The organism is Microbacterium sp. NPDC058062 (assembly GCF_042885375.1).
Lineage (GTDB): Bacteria > Actinomycetota > Actinomycetes > Actinomycetales > Microbacteriaceae > Microbacterium > Microbacterium trichothecenolyticum_C.
Genome location: NZ_JBHVSC010000002.1, coordinates 878,697 through 894,953, shown reverse-complemented (window position 1 = coordinate 894,953; position 16,257 = coordinate 878,697). Strand labels below are relative to the sequence as shown.

Genomic DNA, 16,257 nt, shown 5'->3' with positions numbered 1-16,257 from the left:
AGCCACCGCCCATCACCCCTTGACCGCTCCGCTGGTCATGCCCGCGACGATCTGTCGGTTGAAGAAGATGTACATGATGAGCGGCGGGATGGTCGTCAGCAGGATGTACATGAACAGAAGGTTGAACTGGCTCACGGTCTGGCTCTGGAAGTTGTACAGGCCGAGCTGCACCGTGGGGTAGTCGTTGCCGGGCAGGAAGTACAGCGGGTTCTGGAAGTCGCTGAACACGAACACCGCCTGCACCACGATGACCGTGACGATCACGGGCTTGAGCAGCGGCAGCACGACCGTGAAGAACAGTCGCATCGGGCCCGCGCCGTCGATGATCGCGGCCTCGTCGAGTTCGCGGGGGATCGTGGCGACGAAGGCGCGGAACAGCAGCACGCAGAATGCGAGCCCGTACGTCGCCTCGATCAGGATCATGCCGGGGATCGTCTTGAACAGTCCGACGCCCTGCAGCACCCAGATCGTGGGAACGACCGCGGGGGGCACGATGAGCGCCGCGAGAACGGCGAAGTTGATGAACGGGTTGAGCTTCGTGCGCTTGCGCTGAAGGACGTATCCCACCATCGCGGCGAGGACGACCATGATGGCGCAGCTGAAGACGGTGATGACGGTCGACCAGAGGAAGGCCCACAGCACCTGGTAGTCGTTCTTCTCGATCACCTCGACGAGGTTCGGCCAGAACTGCCATTCGGTGGGGAGGCTGAACTGGACGAGGCCCGCTTCCTTCGAGTCCTTCGCGGACTGCAGGAACACGAACACGAAGGGTACGAGGAAGACCACGACGGAGACGATGATCGCGATGATGCCGACCAGGTACTTGCGCATCCATCGACGCGCCGTCATCGGGCGCCGGTCCTCCCGTGGGGCGCGGCCGCCGCGGAGCTTGCGGGCGTCGGCGGTGGTGAGGGTCTCGGTGACGGTCACAGCTCCGCCTCCCTTCTGTTGAGGAACCACGAGACCGGCACCATCACCGCCGTGACGACGATGAAGAGGATGACGTTGCCCGCGGTGGACAGGCCGAAGAAGCCCGCCTGGTACTGCTTGTAGATGACGGAGGCGATCACGTCGCTGGAGAAGCCGGGACCGCCCTTGGTCATCGCCCAGATCATCGCGAACTCCCGGAGGCCGCCGATGAGGGAGAGGATGATCACGGTCGCGGTCGCGGGGCGCACGAGCGGCAGCGTGATGTTCCGGAAGATCGACCAGGCGCCCGCGCCGTCCATGCGCGCCGCCTCGAAGTACTCGTGGGGAATCGCGACGATGCCGGCCATGAAGATGAGGGTCGCGATCCCGACGCCCTTCCAGATGTCGACGCCCGCGACGGTCAGCAGGGCGAGGCTCGGGTCGGTGTACCAGCCGGGCTCGGGGAGGTTGAAGAACCCGAGGACGTTGTTCACGACGCCGTGGAACGGGTCGAGCAGCGCCTTGAAGGTGAGGCCGACGCCGATCGTGGAGACGAGGACCGGGAAGAACACGACGGCGCGCAGGTAACCGCGGCCGAGGATGGGCCCGGTCAGGAGCAGCGCGAGCGCCAGCCCCAGCACGACCTTCGACGCCGAGGTGACGAAGCCGTAGATGAAGGTGTTGATGAAGCCCTGGACGAGCTGGGGCTCCTGGAAGAACTGGACGAAGTTGTCGAAGCCGATGAACTCGACGTTGAAAAGGGTCCAGCGGGTGAGCGAGAAGTAGAACGACGCGAACGTCGGCACCGCGAAGAACACGAGGAACAGCACGGCGGCGGGGATGTAGAACCAGCTGGGGTACGGGCTTCGGATGCCCTTGCGCTTCTTCTGCCCGGAGGTGCCCTTGGTGGCGGGTGGGGCCGCTCCGGTCGGCGCGACTGCGGTCGTCATTTTCACTCCTTCGTGAAACGGGGCCGGCGGCGTGGCCGCCGGCCCCGGTCTTACTTGTTCTCAGTGAACCCGGTGCCTGATCACCAGCCCGGGAGACCCAGCTGCTGGGCCTGCTTCTTCACATCGTCGTCGTACTGCGCCGCGCCGTCCTCGGCGCCCGTGATTCCGGAGCCGACCGCGACGGTGATGTTCTCGAGGTTCGGTCCCTTGATGGGGGAGAGGAACTCGAGAGCAGACCCGGTGGCGTCGGAGTCGAAGTACGCCTGGATGTCGTTCACGAGGTCGGGCACATCGCTGGGCAGCGTGCAGGCGCTCGTGACGTACGGGCCGGCGATGGAGCCGCCCTCGTTCTGGACCTGGCAGCCGTCCTTCGAGTTGGCGAATGCCACGAACTTCTTGGCGGCGTCGAGCTTGTCGCCCTCGGTGGACTTGGCGATGTAGATGGCGTTCGGCTGCCACATCGTGATCGCGGTGTCCGCGGCGTCCGCTGCCGGCAGGGCGAACACGCCGATGTCGTTCACCAGGTCGGGGTTGTCCTGCTGGACCTGCGAGATGGTCGCCGACAGCATCGGGTACTGCGCGCCCGTGCCTTCCGCCAGAGCGTTCATCGCCTGGGCGTTGGTCATCGACGCAAAGTCCTCGTTGAGCAGGCCCTTCTCGAAGACCTCGGCGCCGTGGGTGAAGCCCGCCAGTGCCGGCTCCTCGACGTACTTGGCCTTCGGGTCGTTGGCGGTGTACTCCTCGGCCCAGTCGGGGTTGACCTTCGAGACGTTCGCGAAGTCGCCGAGGACGAACAGCTGGCTGGTCCAGGTGTCGCCGAAGGACTGCAGGATCGGGGCGACGCCGCCGCCGTCGGACTTGATCTTCTCGCTGTTCGCGATGAACTCGTCCCACGTCGTGGGGACCTCGAGGCCGAGCTTCTCGTAGACCTTCTTGTTGTAGAGCACCGCGCCGGCGAACGACGTGCCCCAGGGCGCGCCGTAGAGTCCGTTGTCGGTCGACACGACGGCCTTGAAGTCGTCGGTGAGGTCCTTGACCCAGTCCTCGTCGCTGAGGTTCACCAGCGTCTGGTCGGGGTTCAGCGCCTGCATGAGCGAGCCCGAGTTGTAGTGGAAGACGTCGTTCATCGAGTCCGTCGACAGCTTGGTCTTCATGAGGTTGTCACCCTCGGTGCCGCCGGGCTGCGTCTCGAGCTTGACGGTGATGTCGGGGTTGGCCTTCTCGAAGGCCGCGATGAGCGCCTTGGCCTGGTTGGTGTTGGCGTCGTCGCTCTGGGTGAGATAGCTGATCTCGACCTTGCCGTCGTTGGAACCGCCACCACCGCTGCACGCGGCCAGCGGCACGGCGAGTGCCACCACTCCCGCGGTTGCGAGGAGCACTCTCCGGGTGGAAGAGCTCTTCATCTTTACCTCCTTGTAAAGCCGAGCGGATGGTCCGCCCACGCTGCCGGATTCCCTGGTGCTGCGTTGATCGACTCGCTGCCCGGGTGGCATTGAAACCATTCAACCCTCGTAAGGTACGTCCGTTCCGGCACGGGGTCAACAGTGGGATCCGAACTGATCCGTCACGATCGTGTAACGGTCTACACTTCGATTGACAACGAGCGTGAATCGTTTCACGATGGTCGAGCGGGTCGGCGACGCGGCCGACCGCCGAAAGGACTCAGCCATGACGGCTCTTCCCCCTCCCTCCGCAGTCGATCCCGGCGTGCGGGTCGTCGGACTGCGCACCCAGCACGGCGCCGGATTGCTCGGCGTGCCGCGCACCGGGCTCCGCCTCAACTGGCGTGCCGAGAGCGACGATCCCGATGCCCGTCTCGTCGGCTATCAGGTGGCAGAAGGCGCTGAGGGAGCCGAGCCCACGCCTGCGGAGCCGGTCGCCGACTCCCGGACGGTCGGCATCGCGGTCCCGGGAGAGCTCGCCGCCCGCGAGCGCCGCGCCTTCTCCGTGCGCGTCGCCACGCCGCGCGGCTGGAGCGCGTGGAGCGAGCCGCTGGTCGTCGAAGCCGGCGTCGACGGACCGGAGCTCGAGGCATCCGTCATCGGCGCCGACACCCCCGCCGACGGACCCGTGCCGCTGCTCCGGACCGAGTTCGTCGTCGACGAGGTGCCGACGGCCGCCCGGCTGCGCCTGAGCGCGCTCGGTCTCGTCGATGCGTGGATCAACGGCGTCCGCGCGACCGACGCCCTCCTCACTCCGGGATGGACGTCGTACCAGGAGCGCATCGTCGTCGACACGCTCGACGTCACGTCCCTCCTGCGGGCCGGCGCGAACGTCATCGTCCTCGCCGTCGCCGACGGCTGGTACCGGGGCAGCTTCGGGTTCGCGCGGCGCCAGGCGATCTACGGCGATCGCACCGGGGCACTCGCCCAGCTGGAGGCCGACGGCGAGATCGTCGCGAAGACGGATGCCTCGTGGCAGACCGGCTTCGGACCGCTCCGCAGCGCCAGCATCTACGACGGCACCGTGACCGACCTGCGCCTCGACGACCCCGCCGTGCACGAGCCCGGGTTCGCGGGCGACGGCTGGGTCGCAGCATCCGTCGTCGATGTCGACTCCGCGCGATTCGAGCCCCGCTCGGCGCCGCCGGTGCGCGTGGTGGCGGAGCTGCCGATGGCGCCCACGTCGCACGCCGGCCGCACGCGCCTGGACGGCGGGCAGAACCTGTCGGGCTGGGTGCGCCTGGTGGTGCGCGGCCGCGCGGGCGATGTCGTCACGGTCCGCCACGCCGAGGTGCTCGAGCCCTCGGGCGACCTGCACGTAAAGGCACTGCGGTCGGCGAAGGCCACCGACGTCTACACGCTCGACCGCGACGGCGAGCACACGCTGGAGCCCGCGTTCACGTTCCACGGGTTCCGCTACGCCGACGTCGAGGGCGCCGAGGTCGTCTCGGCGACGGCGGTCGCGATCTCGAGCGATCTCGCGCCGCGGAGCACTTTCTCGTCGTCGCACGAGGCGCTCGACCGATTCCACTCGAACGTCTTCTGGTCGCAGCGCGACAACTTCGTGTCGGTGCCCACCGACTGCCCGCAGCGCGATGAGCGACTCGGCTGGACCGGCGACGCGCAGGCGTTCGCGGCGACGGCGAACACGCTCATGGACACCGCGTCGTTCTGGATGTCGTGGCTGCGCGATCTCGAGATCGACCAGACCGACGAGGGCGGCGTGCCCGCCGTCGTGCCCGACATCATCCGCCCGCAGGACATGCTCATGGGCGGCGTGCCCACCGAGAACATGGGCCGCGCCGGATGGGCGGATGCCGCCACCATCGTGCCGCTCGCGGTCTACGAGTCATACGGCTCGACGGAGGTGCTCGCGCGTCAGCGCAGCAGCATGCGGCGCTGGGTGGAGCACCTGCGCCGCCGCGCCGGCGACGGCGTCGTGCTGCCGGGCGGCGACTTCCAGTTCGGCGATTGGCTCGACCCCGACGCCCCCGGTGAGCGGCCCTGGGAGGCCAAGGTCTCGAGCGACTTCGTCTCGAACGCCTTCTACTCGTGGTCGGCACGCCTGCTCGCCCGCGCCGAGCGCATCCTCGGCGACGCCGAGAGCGCCGGCGACTACGAGGCCCTCGCGGGCCGCGTCGGAGCCGCGACCTTCGAACGCTGGGGCGAGGAGGCGATCCGCACGCAGAGCGGTGCGGCGATCGCCCTCGAATTCGCCCTGGCGCCGGCCGAGCGCCGCTCCGAGATCGCGGACGCGCTCGCCGAGAACGTGCGCCGCGAGAACGGCCGCATCGCGACCGGCTTCCTCGGCACGCCCCTCGTGCTGTTCGCACTGTCGAACTCCGGCCACCTCGACGAGGCGTACCTCATGCTGCTGCGCCGTGACGCCCCGTCGTGGCTCTACCAGGTGGACCGCGGCGCGACGACGGTGTGGGAGCGCTGGGACGCCATCCTCCCCGACGGCAGCATCCACTCCGGCGCCATGGACGCGCTCCCCACCGAGGATGCCTCGGAAGAGGACACCGGCATGCTGTCGTTCAACCACTACGCGTACGGCGCGATGATCGACTGGGTGTACCGCACGGTGGCGGGTCTCGCGCCGGACGCCGAAGACCCCGGCTACCGCACGGTGCACGTGGCTCCGCGCCCGGCCGTGGGACTCGAGCACGCCTCGGCGTCGATCCAGACCCCGCAGGGGCGTCTCGCGATCGACTGGCGCGTCGACGGCGACGTCTTCGAAGCCACCCTCGAGGTGCCCTTCGGCTCGCGTGCCGTGCTCGACCTTCCGGTCACCGCGGGCTCGGAGACGGCCGTCGACGGCGCTCCGGCCCCCTCCGAGCTCGGCCACGGCACGCATCGCATCACGGTCACCGCGCCCGCCGTCGCGACGCCCGGCGCCGTCGTCCCGGCCTGATCGCGGCATCCGTCAGCCCTTTCCCCACCCAGACCACACACCCGAGGAGTGCCATGAGCGGCCCCGTTCCCCACATCGTCATCGACGCGCCTTACCGCAGCGACGTCGTCGCCTCACCCACCCCCGAGATCGGTTGGCGCACCGAGACCGACATCCCCGGCTGGCTGCAGGCCGGGGCGGAGGTCGAGGTCACCCGGGCCGGCGAGGTGTCGTCGCACCGCGTCGACGGCCGGGTCTCGACGCGGCTCGCATGGCCGTTCGCCCCGCTCTCCGCGCGCGAGGAGGCCTCGCTGCGCGTGCGGGTCACCGGCGTCGACGGCGTCGACGGCGACTGGAGCGAGCCGCAGCGCGTCGTCGCCGGGTTCCTCGCCGAGGGGGAGTGGCAGGCCGTGACGATCGGCCTCGTCGCGCCCGCAGCGAACGCGCAGCCGGCGTACCTGCGGACGGAGTTCGACGTGACCGGTCCGGTGGCACGCGCCACGCTCTACGCGACGGCGCTCGGCGTGTATCAGGTGGCGATCGACGGCGTCGACGTCGACGACCAGGTCATGAAGCCCGGCTGGACGCCGTATGCGCACCGCACCGTCCACGAGACCACCGATGTGACCCGTCTCGTCGCGGAGGGCCGCAACGCCATCGGCGTGCGCCTGGCCGGCGCGTGGGCGACGGAGAGCTTCGGATTCCGCGAGAACGCGCGTCCTCTCTACGCCGACCAGCCGCGCTTCGCGGGCCAGCTGCTCCTCGAGTACGTGGACGGGTCGAGCGAATGGATCGTCACGGATGCCTCGTGGCAGGCGTCCTCCGGACCCCTCACGGCGAGCGGGCTGTACGCGGGCGAGGACCACGACGCCCGGCTCGCCCTCGTCGACTGTGACGGCCGGGGCTTCGCCGAGGCGGGGTTCGCCGCAGACGACTGGGTGCCGGTCGCCGAGCTCGACGCGCTGCGCGCGCCCGAGGCTCGCGTGTCGCCGTTCGTGCGACGCATCGATGACCTCGCGGTGCGCGAGGTCATCACCACCCCGGGCGGCAAGACGGTCCTCGACTTCGGCCAGAACCTGGTCGGGCGCCTCCGGATCCGCGTGTCGGGTCCCGCGGGCACGGTGATCACGCTGCGGCACGCCGAAGTGCTCGAGGACGGCGAGCTCGGCACGCGGCCGCTGCGCGCGGCCGCCGCGACCGACCACTACACACTGTCGGGCCAGGGCGCCGAGGAGTGGGAGCCCGAGTTCACGTTCCACGGCTTCCGCTACGCCCAGATCGACGGGTGGCCGGGCGAGTTCGACCCGTCCGCCGTCACCGCGGTCGTCATCCACAGCGACATGGAGCGCACCGGCTGGTTCGAGGCATCCCATCCGCTCGTCAACCAACTGCACGAGAACATCGTGTGGGGCCTGCGCGGCAACTTCCTGTACCTCCCGACCGACTGCCCGCAGCGCGACGAGCGTCTCGGCTGGACGGGCGACATCCAGGTGTTCGCGCCGACGGCGTCGTTCCTCTACGACGTGCGCGGATTCCTCGACTCGTGGCTGCGCGACCTCGCGCTCGAGCAGGTCGATGGCGTGGTGCCGTTCGTCGTGCCGAACGCGCTCGGTGTCGCCCGCCCCGCCGCGGCGTGGGGCGATGCCGCCACGATCGTGCCCTGGGTGCTCCACGAGCGCTACGCCGACGTCGCCACCGTCGAGCGCCAGTACCCGAGCATGAAGGGCTGGGCGGACGTGCTCATCCGGCTGGCCGGCCCGCGCCGGCTGTGGGAGGGGATGTTCCAGTTCGGCGACTGGCTCGACCCCGACGCGCCGCCGCACCTGCCCGCCAACGCGAAGACGGATGCCGACATCGTGGCGTCGGCGTACCTCTTCCGGTCTGCGGACGCCGTGGCTCGCGCCGCCGCGCTCCTCGGCAAGGACGACGAGGCTCGGGAGTACGCCCAGATCGCGGAGGAGGTGCGCGCCGCGTTCCTCGCGGAGTACGTGACGCCCGCCGGGCGCATGATGTCGGACGCGCAGACCGCGTACGCGATGGCGATCGTCTTCGACATCGTCCCCGCCGACCAGCAGGAGGTGCTGGGCGCGCGGCTCGCCGAGCTCACGCGCCTGTCGGGCTACCGCATCAGCACCGGCTTCGTCGGCACGCCGATCATCCAGGACGCCCTCACACGCACCGGCAACCTCGAGACCGCGCGCCGCCTCCTGGTGCAGACGGAGAACCCGTCGTGGCTGTACCCCGTCACCATGGGGGCGACCACCATCTGGGAGCGGTGGGACTCGATGCTCCCCGACGGGTCGATCAACCCGGGCGAGATGACGTCGTTCAACCACTACGCGCTCGGCGCCGTCGGCGACTGGCTGCATCGCGTGGTCGCGGGTCTCGCACCCGACGCGCCGGGATACGAGCGCTTCCGCATCCAGCCGCGCCCGCTGGCCGAGTTCGACCACGCGTGGGCCGAGCACCGCACGCCGTACGGCACCGCGCGTGCGGGGTGGGCGCGCCAGGACGGCGTCATCCGCGTCGAGGCGACGGTGCCGCCGAACACGACCGCCGTCGTCGTGCTGCCCGACGGGCGCGAGCTCGAGGTCGGCTCGGGAGCCCACGAGTGGGAGGTCGCCGACACCGCGCCGGCGGCCGCCGCCTCGCGCATCGGCCTGGACTCGACCCTCGCCGCCGTCATCGACGACCTCGAGGCGTACGAGGCCATCGGCCAGGTGCTCGAGGCGTCCAGCCCCGAGGCCGCACACGGCTTCCGCACCCACACGAAGTGGTCGGACGCCCGCGAGCTCGGCGAGGCGCTGTTCATGCACGCCGGGCCCGAGACGCAGCAGGAGATCGCTGCGGCGCTCGCCGCGCTGTCGGCGGAGCGCGAAGGGGCGACCGCGGATGCCTGACGGGCGGCTGGGGGAGCGGGCGACCGCTTCCCCAGCTGTGCCCTACACTCACGGACAGCGGAAGGAACTCCTGGGGGTGTCATGGTGGTGAGCGTGCGCGATGTCGCGGCTGCGGCATCCGTTTCCGTCGGCACGGTCTCGAACGTGCTCAATCGACCCGAGAAGGTGTCGCCCGCGACCGTCGAGCGTGTGACGCAGGCGATCGAGGAGCTGGGCTTCGTGCGCAACGACGCCGCACGGCAGCTCAGAGCCGGGCGCAGCCGCAGCATCGCGCTGATCGTGCTCGACGCCGGCAACCCGTTCTTCGCCGAGGTCGCCCGGGGGGCGGAGGACCGCGCCGCCGAGGCCGGGATGAGCGTGCTGCTCGGCAACAGCGACGAGCGCTCCGACCGCGAGGACGCCTACCTCGATCTCTTCCGCGAGCAGCGGGTGAACGGCGTGCTGGTCACGCCGGTGGACGGCGATCTCGCCGGGCTCGCCCGGCTGCACGCCGGCGGGGTGCCGGTCGTGCTCGTCGACCACGAGGACTCCGAGCGGGCGTTCGGATCCGTCTCGGTCGACGACGTCGAGGGCGGCTACCTCGCGGTCTCGCACCTCCTGTCGACCGGTCGCCGGCGCGTCGCCTTCATCGGCGGTCCGCGCACGATCCGCCAGGTGGCGGACCGGCTCGAGGGCGCGCGTCGCGCCGTCGCCGAGGTGGACGGGGCGACCCTCGAGGTCGTCGAGATGTCGGCGCTGTCGGTGCTGCAGGGGCGCGAGGCTGGAGAGCTCCTCCGTGGGCGTGCCGCGGCCGACCGGCCGGACGCCGTGTTCGCGGCGAACGACCTGCTCGCCGTCGGCGCGCTGCAGGCGTTCACGCTGATGGCCGACGTGCAGGTGCCGCGCGACATCGCGCTGATCGGCTACGACGACATCGACTTCGCGTCGGCGACCGTCGTGCCGCTGAGCTCGATCCGCCAGCCGGCCCACCTCATCGGGTACACCGCCGTCGACCTGCTCCTCAAGGATCTCGAAGAGCCCGACGGCGACCACGCGCGCACCGTGCGCTTCCAGCCCGAGCTCGTCGTGCGGGAGTCCACGGCGGGCTGACCTCACACGGTCGAGGCCGGCCGGGTCGCCTCCTCGAGCAGCTCGAGCACGTGGCGGTAGTCGGCTCCGGTCGCGCGCGTCATGCCCAACTCGCAGGTGCGGTTGCAGGACGCGTGCGCGTCGGCGCCCAGTGCCTGGACCTCGGCGGCCTCGGCGGCGGTGGCGGACGCGGTGAGCTCGGGTTGCAGCATCCCGCGGTCTCCGGCGAAGCCGCAGCACGACCACGCGTCCGGCACGACCACCTCGGTGGCGACGGTCTCGGCCACGCGCCGCAGGGCGGGGTCCAGGCCGAGCTGGGTCGACGAGCACGTGGGGTGGAGCGCCAGCGAGCCGACGAGCGGCGTCACCTCGCCCAGGCGGGGGAGCAGCACGCGCTCGGCGAAGGCGACGGCGTCTTCGACGCGGGCGTCGACGCCGGCATCGGCGAGCAGGTGGATGAAGCCCTCGGTGCAGCTCGAGGCATCCGTCACGATCGTGAGCTCTCCGCCGCGGGACGCCTCCGCGATCGACGCGGCCGCGCGGCGGGCCATCACCTTGCGCCCGCCCGCGTGGCCCTTCGAGGTCCAGGGGGTGCTGCAGCACAGCGCGTCGACGCCGTCCGGCACCGCGAGGCGCACGCCCGCGCGCTCGGTGAGCCGGCGGAACGCCTCGGTCACCCCGACCCCCTCGCCCGCGGGGCCGAACATGGCGTTGACGCAGGCGGGGAGGAAGACCGCGACGGGCGCTTCCTCGCCCCTGCCGACGGTCGAACCCAGGCTCGAGCGCGCGCGTCCGCCCCGGGGGAGATCGCCCGAGTAGCGCGGCACGGTGTCGGCGCCGAGCACGGCGCGGCCGAGGTCGGTGGCGACGGTGACGGCCTTCGCCGGGAGTCGATCTGCCACCGTGAGGCCGAGGCTCGCGACCCAGGTCGCGCCTCCCCACGCCTGCGCGGCGCCCTTCCATGCCGCGTTCGACACCGAGCCGGCGTCTTGGCGGCGCAGGCGCTTCACGAGGGTGCCCGTGTTGATCAGGACGGGGCACGCGGTCTGGCACATGCCGTCGACGGCGCACGTGTCGATGCCGGCGTAGTCGTAGTCGCGTTCCAGTTCGCGCACGAGCGCGTGATCGCCGGATGCCTCGGCCCGGGCGATCGCACGTCGCGTCACGATCCGCTGGCGCGGCGTGAGGGTGAGGTCCTTGCTCGGGCACACCGGCTCGCAGTAGCCGCACTCGACGCAGCGGTCGGCCTCCGGCTCGATCGGGTCGGCCAGCTTGATGTTCTTGAGGTGCGCCTCGGGGTCGTCGTCGATGATGACGCCCGGGTTGAGGATGACGGCCGGGTCGCACAGGCGCTTGAGCTCGCGCATGACGTCGTAGAGCTCGTCGCCGTACTGCCGCCGCACGTACGGCGCCATGACGCGACCGGTGCCGTGCTCGGCCTTGAGGTTGCCGCCGGCGTCGAGCACGAGCTCGACCATGTCCTCGGTGAACGCTCGGTAGCGGGCGAGCTGATCGGCCGACTCGAAGCGGTCGGTCAGCATGAAGTGGATGTTGCCGTCCTTCGCGTGCCCGAAGATCACGCTGTCGTCGTAGGCGTAGCGCTCGAACAGCGCCTGCAGCGTCGCGCACGTCGGCGCGAGGCGGTCGACAGGCACGACGACGTCCTCGAGCAGCGCCGTGGTTCCGCTGGGGCGCGCTCCCGCGACCGAGGCGTAGAGGCCCTTGCGCAGCTTCCACGCGGCGGCGCGGGCCACCGGATCGGACGAGAAGGATGCTGCGGCCTCGAGCGGCTGCACCGCGAGCGTCTGCGCGCCCCGCGCGATGAGGTCCGTGAGCTCGTCGTCGTCGTGCGCGTGGAACTCGACGAGGAGCGCCGCCTGGTCGCGCACCGTGAGCCCCGTGATCTCGCGCGGAGCTCCGGCGAGCGACTGCCCGACCCGGAGCGACGTCGCATCCATGAGCTCGAGGGTCGCCGCCCCCGTCGCGACGAGCTCGGGGAGGGCGCGCGTCGCGGCCGCGAGATCGGGGAAGACCGTCAGCGCCGTCGCCATGCGCGGCAGGATCGGCACGGTGCGGTAGGTCGCCTCCGCGACGAACGCGAGCGTCCCCTCGCTGCCGACCACCAGGTGCGCGAGCAGCTCTGCCGGGGTGTCGAAGTCGAGGAACGCGTTGACGGCGTACCCCATCGTGTTCTTCATCGCGAACTGCCGGCGGATGATCTCGACCGACCGCGGGTTCGACACCACTCGCTCGCGGAGCCGCATCAGGCCGTCGACGAGATCGGGCTCGGCGGCCCGGAGCGCCGTGTCGGCGTCGGGCGCGCCCGAGTCGACGACCGTGCCCGACGGCAGCACGAACACGAGCGACTCGAGCGTCTGGTACGTGTTCTCGGTGATGCCGCAGGCCATGCCACTGGAGTTGTTGTTGACGACCCCGCCGATAGTGCACGCCAGCTCGCTGGCGGGATCGGGCCCGAGCCGGAAGCCGTGGCGGGCGAGCCGCGCATTGACTTGCCGCACCGTCGCGCCGGGCTGCGCGCGCACCCGGCGCCCGCCGTCGAGCACGTCGATGCGGCGGAACCGCTGCCTTACGTCGATGAGCAGGCCGTCGGTGGACGCCTGGCCTGAGAGGCTCGTGCCGCCCGAGCGGAACGTGAGCTGCGAGCCGCTGCGGCCGGCTGCGCGCATCACGCGGCCGACCTCGGCCGCGTCGGCGGCGACGAGCACGGCCTCGGGGGTGAGCAGGAAGTGCGAGGCATCGCTCGCATATGCGATGCGGTCGATGGCGCGGGTCTTGAGGCGGGATGCCTCGCCGACGGCGTGCGCGACACCGTCCGGAACGGCGGCTGACGGCAGGGTCGCGGGGGCGGCGCTTCTTGCCATGGGGACTCCTCGCTGAGCTAGACTGCAATCACATTCAAGAGAGAATGGATATGCAAGCTCCTATGGACATGCAGACTAGCGGATCGTCCACCGTGATCTCCACTGAGCCCGACCTCTCCCGCGATGGCGTCGAGCGGTACTGGGAGAGCACCGCTCCGGGAGCGGGACGACGGATGCCGCGGGCCGACGCCGTCAGCGATGCCCCGACGGTCGACCTCAACGGGGTGTGGCGCTTCCGGCTCTCGCCGACGGCGGCGGGCACGGGGTCGGCATGGATCGCCGATGACTTCGACGACGCGGGGTGGGACGCGATGCCGGTGCCGTCGCACTGGGTGCTCGAGGAGTTCACGCCGCTCGCGGGCGGCCCCGCGCGCCGCATGCTCGGCACCGACGAGGGGCCGCTCTACACGAACACGGCCTACCCGATCCCGCTCGATCCGCCTCGCGTCTCGACCGAGAACCCGACCGGCGACTACCGACTCGTCTTCGGCGTCCCCGAGGCCTTCGGCCCGGCGGTGCTGCGCTTCGAGGGCGTTGACTCGTGCGCGAAGGTCTGGCTGAACGGCGAGGAGCTCGGCTGGTCGACCGGCAGCCGCCTGCCGTTCGAGTTCGACGCACCGCTGCGGTCCGGACGCAACGTGCTGTGCGTGCGTGTGCACCGCTGGTCGGCGGGCACGTACCTCGAGGACCAGGACATGTGGTGGCTCCCTGGCATCTTCCGCGACGTCGCGCTGATCGCGCGCCCGTCGGGTGCCATCGACGACCACTTCGTGCACGCCGACTACGACGCCGCGACGGGCCTCGGCGCGCTGCGGGTGGATGCCTCGACCGAGGCCGTCGTCGAGATCCCCGAGCTGGGCATCCGTGTCCCGGCCGGAGAGACCGTGACGATCCCCGTCGAGCCGTGGAGCGCGGAACGGCCCCGCCTGTATCGCGGCACCCTGCGCTCGAGCGGCGAGACGGTGGAGCTCGCCGTCGGGTTCCGGCACGTGGAGATCGTCGACGGCGTCTTCACGGTGAACGGCCGATCCGTCACGTTCCGCGGCGTCAACCGGCACGAGCATCACCCCGACACCGGGCGCACGCTCGACCGCGACACGATGATCCACGACATCGTGCTCATGAAGCGGGCGAACATCGACGCGGTGCGCACCAGCCACTACCCGCCGCATCCGGAGTTCCTGCGTCTGTGCGACGAGTACGGGCTGTGGGTGATCGTCGAGGCAGACCTCGAGACCCACGGGTTCATCTACGAGGGATGGGCGCACAACCCGCCCGCGCTGCCCGAGTGGCGCGACGCGGTCATGGACCGCCTCGTGCGCACCGTCGAGCCGCACAAGAACCACCCCAGCATCGTCGTCTGGTCGCTCGCCAACGAGAGCATGACGGGCGACGGCTTCGCCGAGATGCGCCGCTGGCTCGACGAACGCGACCCATCGCGCGCCGTGATCTACGAGCGCGACCCGAGCTACCGGGACTCCGACTTCTACTCGCTCATGTACCCGTCGCTCGAGCTGCTCGACCAGATCGGCCGGCACGAGGAGCCCCGCGGCGGGCGGCTGAGCATGCACGGCATGGTGTTCAACGAATCCGGGGGCGTCGCGCCGCTGCCGGAGGGCGTCACCGAGGCCGACGAGGAGCGCCGGCGCGCCCTCCCCTTCCTCCTCGTCGAGTACGCCCACGCGCAGGGCAACGGCCCCGGATCCCTGCAGGACTACTGGCGCATCATCCGCGCCCACGACCGCCTCTGCGGCGCTTTCGTGTGGGAGTGGATCGACCACGGGCTGAACGCCGTGACCGACGACGGAGTGCCGTTCGTCATGCACGGCGACGACGTCGACTACGAGCCGCGCGGCGGCCGGTTCGGCCTCCACGGGCTGGTGTTCAGCGACCGCACGCCGACCCCGGGCCTCGTCGAGCTGGCGAAGGCGCACGAGACCATCGGGATCACCGTCGGCGACGACACCGTGCGCATCGTGAACGACCGCCACAGCGCCGACACGGCCGACCTCGCATTCCGGTGGTCCGTCGAGGCCGACGGCGAGGTCGCCGCGAGCGGACTGCTGTCGGTCCCCGTCCTCGCGCCGGGGGAGTCGGCGGAGGTGTCGATTCCGGATGCTGCCGCCACCGCGCTCGCGTCGGGCACGCGCGACACCGTGCTCACGGTGGAGGCAGCGCTCGCCGCAGACGAGATCTGGGCCCCGGCCGGGCACGTCGTCGCGTGGGGTCAGCGGGTGGTCGCAGCGCGCGGCGCCGAGAAACCGCATGCCGCCCGAGACACCGCGCCCCGCGCGGTTTCCTTGCACGGTGACGGTTTCTCGCGCTCGGACGCCGGGATCGTGGTGGGACCGGCCGCGTTCGACCGGGCGACGGGCCGCCTGCTGCGACTCGGCGATCTCGAGCTCGACGGTCCGGTGCTCGACCTGTACCGCGCGCCCACCGAGAACGACCACGGCCAGGGCGAGACCAACAACATCGCCGGCGTGTGGCGCAAGACGATGCTGCACCGGCTGCTGCACCGCGTCGACGCGGTCGATGCGGGCGACGGACGGCTCCGGGTGAGCGGCCGCACGGCGCCGCGCACGCACCCGCACGGCGTCGCCTGGACGATGACATGGACCGCCGACGGCGACGGACTCGTCCTCGAGGTCGACGCCGACTTCGTCGGCCCGTGGACCGACACCCCGTACATGCATCGCGACATCCTGGTCCCGCGGCTCGGCCTGCTGTTCGGCCTTCCCGGTGCCGCCGAGCGGGTGACGTGGTTCGGCCGCGGTCCGGGTGAGACCTACGTCGACTCGTTCGAGGCCTCACGCGTCGGGCGCCACGGCCGGTCGATCGACGACCTCCAGGTGCCCTACCCCGTGCCGCAGGAGAACGGCAACCACGTGCAGACGCGGTGGCTCGAGGTCGCAGGCGCCGGAATCCCGTCGCTGCGGGTCGAGGGTCGTCCCGAGTTCGACTTCACCGCCCGCCGCTGGACGTCGCACGAGCTCGACCGTGCCGCCAAGCCCCACGACCTCGTCGATTCGGGTCGGGTCTGGCTCAACATCGATCACGCGCAGCAAGGTGTGGGCTCAGCATCCGTCGGCCCTGCTCTTCCGGAGAAGTACCGCATCCCGCGCGAGCGCACGACGTGGAGCGTGCGGCTCGAGGCACGCTGACCCCTCGGTCGCCGCCCGCGAATCTCGGAGATCCGGCGAGGATCGGACA

General features: G+C 70.8%; 8 protein-coding genes. 4 read left to right on the top strand and 4 right to left on the bottom strand.

Going from position 1 to position 16,257, the window contains the following annotated elements:
- Nucleotides 1–12: 12 nt before the first annotated feature.
- The 3 genes from ACFVSU_RS08760 to ACFVSU_RS08750 all read right to left on the bottom strand — a co-directional run bounded on the left by ACFVSU_RS08760 (nucleotide 13) and on the right by ACFVSU_RS08750 (nucleotide 3,262).
- Nucleotides 13–930, bottom strand: coding sequence for a carbohydrate ABC transporter permease (locus ACFVSU_RS08760; protein WP_387140970.1), 918 nt, complete (start codon nucleotides 928–930; stop codon nucleotides 13–15).
- Nucleotides 927–1,859, bottom strand: a complete 933-nt coding sequence (locus ACFVSU_RS08755) for a carbohydrate ABC transporter permease (protein ID WP_376013564.1) — start codon at nucleotides 1,857–1,859, stop codon at nucleotides 927–929. The genes ACFVSU_RS08760 and ACFVSU_RS08755 overlap by 4 nt, the downstream gene beginning before the upstream one ends.
- A gap of 80 nt (nucleotides 1,860–1,939) precedes the next feature.
- Nucleotides 1,940–3,262: an ABC transporter substrate-binding protein gene (locus tag ACFVSU_RS08750; RefSeq protein ID WP_387140965.1), complete on the bottom strand. Its 1,323-nt coding sequence runs from the start codon at nucleotides 3,260–3,262 to the stop codon at nucleotides 1,940–1,942.
- Nucleotides 3,263–3,527: 265 nt separating this feature from the next.
- On the opposite strand from ACFVSU_RS08750, the gene ACFVSU_RS08745 reads away from it, so the two are divergent.
- The 3 genes from ACFVSU_RS08745 to ACFVSU_RS08735 all read left to right on the top strand — a co-directional run bounded on the left by ACFVSU_RS08745 (nucleotide 3,528) and on the right by ACFVSU_RS08735 (nucleotide 10,183).
- The gene (locus ACFVSU_RS08745; RefSeq protein ID WP_387140962.1) at nucleotides 3,528–6,215 is read left to right on the top strand and encodes a family 78 glycoside hydrolase catalytic domain; all 2,688 of its coding nucleotides are present in this window, start codon (nucleotides 3,528–3,530) and stop codon (nucleotides 6,213–6,215) included.
- A gap of 53 nt (nucleotides 6,216–6,268) precedes the next feature.
- Nucleotides 6,269–9,094, top strand: coding sequence for a family 78 glycoside hydrolase catalytic domain (locus tag ACFVSU_RS08740; protein ID WP_387140959.1), 2,826 nt, complete (start codon nucleotides 6,269–6,271; stop codon nucleotides 9,092–9,094).
- 81 nt (nucleotides 9,095–9,175) lie between these two features.
- Entirely contained in the window at nucleotides 9,176–10,183 is a 1,008-nt protein-coding gene (locus ACFVSU_RS08735) for a LacI family DNA-binding transcriptional regulator (RefSeq protein ID WP_387140956.1), read from the top strand.
- 2 nt (nucleotides 10,184–10,185) lie between these two features.
- Here the strand turns inward: ACFVSU_RS08735 and ACFVSU_RS08730 are convergent, their stop codons facing one another.
- Complete coding sequence (locus ACFVSU_RS08730; protein ID WP_387140953.1) at nucleotides 10,186–13,044, bottom strand: FAD-binding and (Fe-S)-binding domain-containing protein; 2,859 nt, start codon at nucleotides 13,042–13,044, stop codon at nucleotides 10,186–10,188.
- A gap of 62 nt (nucleotides 13,045–13,106) precedes the next feature.
- Here ACFVSU_RS08730 and ACFVSU_RS08725 point away from each other — a divergent pair, with 62 nt between their 5' ends.
- Entirely contained in the window at nucleotides 13,107–16,208 is a 3,102-nt protein-coding gene (locus ACFVSU_RS08725) for a glycoside hydrolase family 2 TIM barrel-domain containing protein (protein WP_387140950.1), read from the top strand.
- Nucleotides 16,209–16,257: the final 49 nt, after the last annotated feature.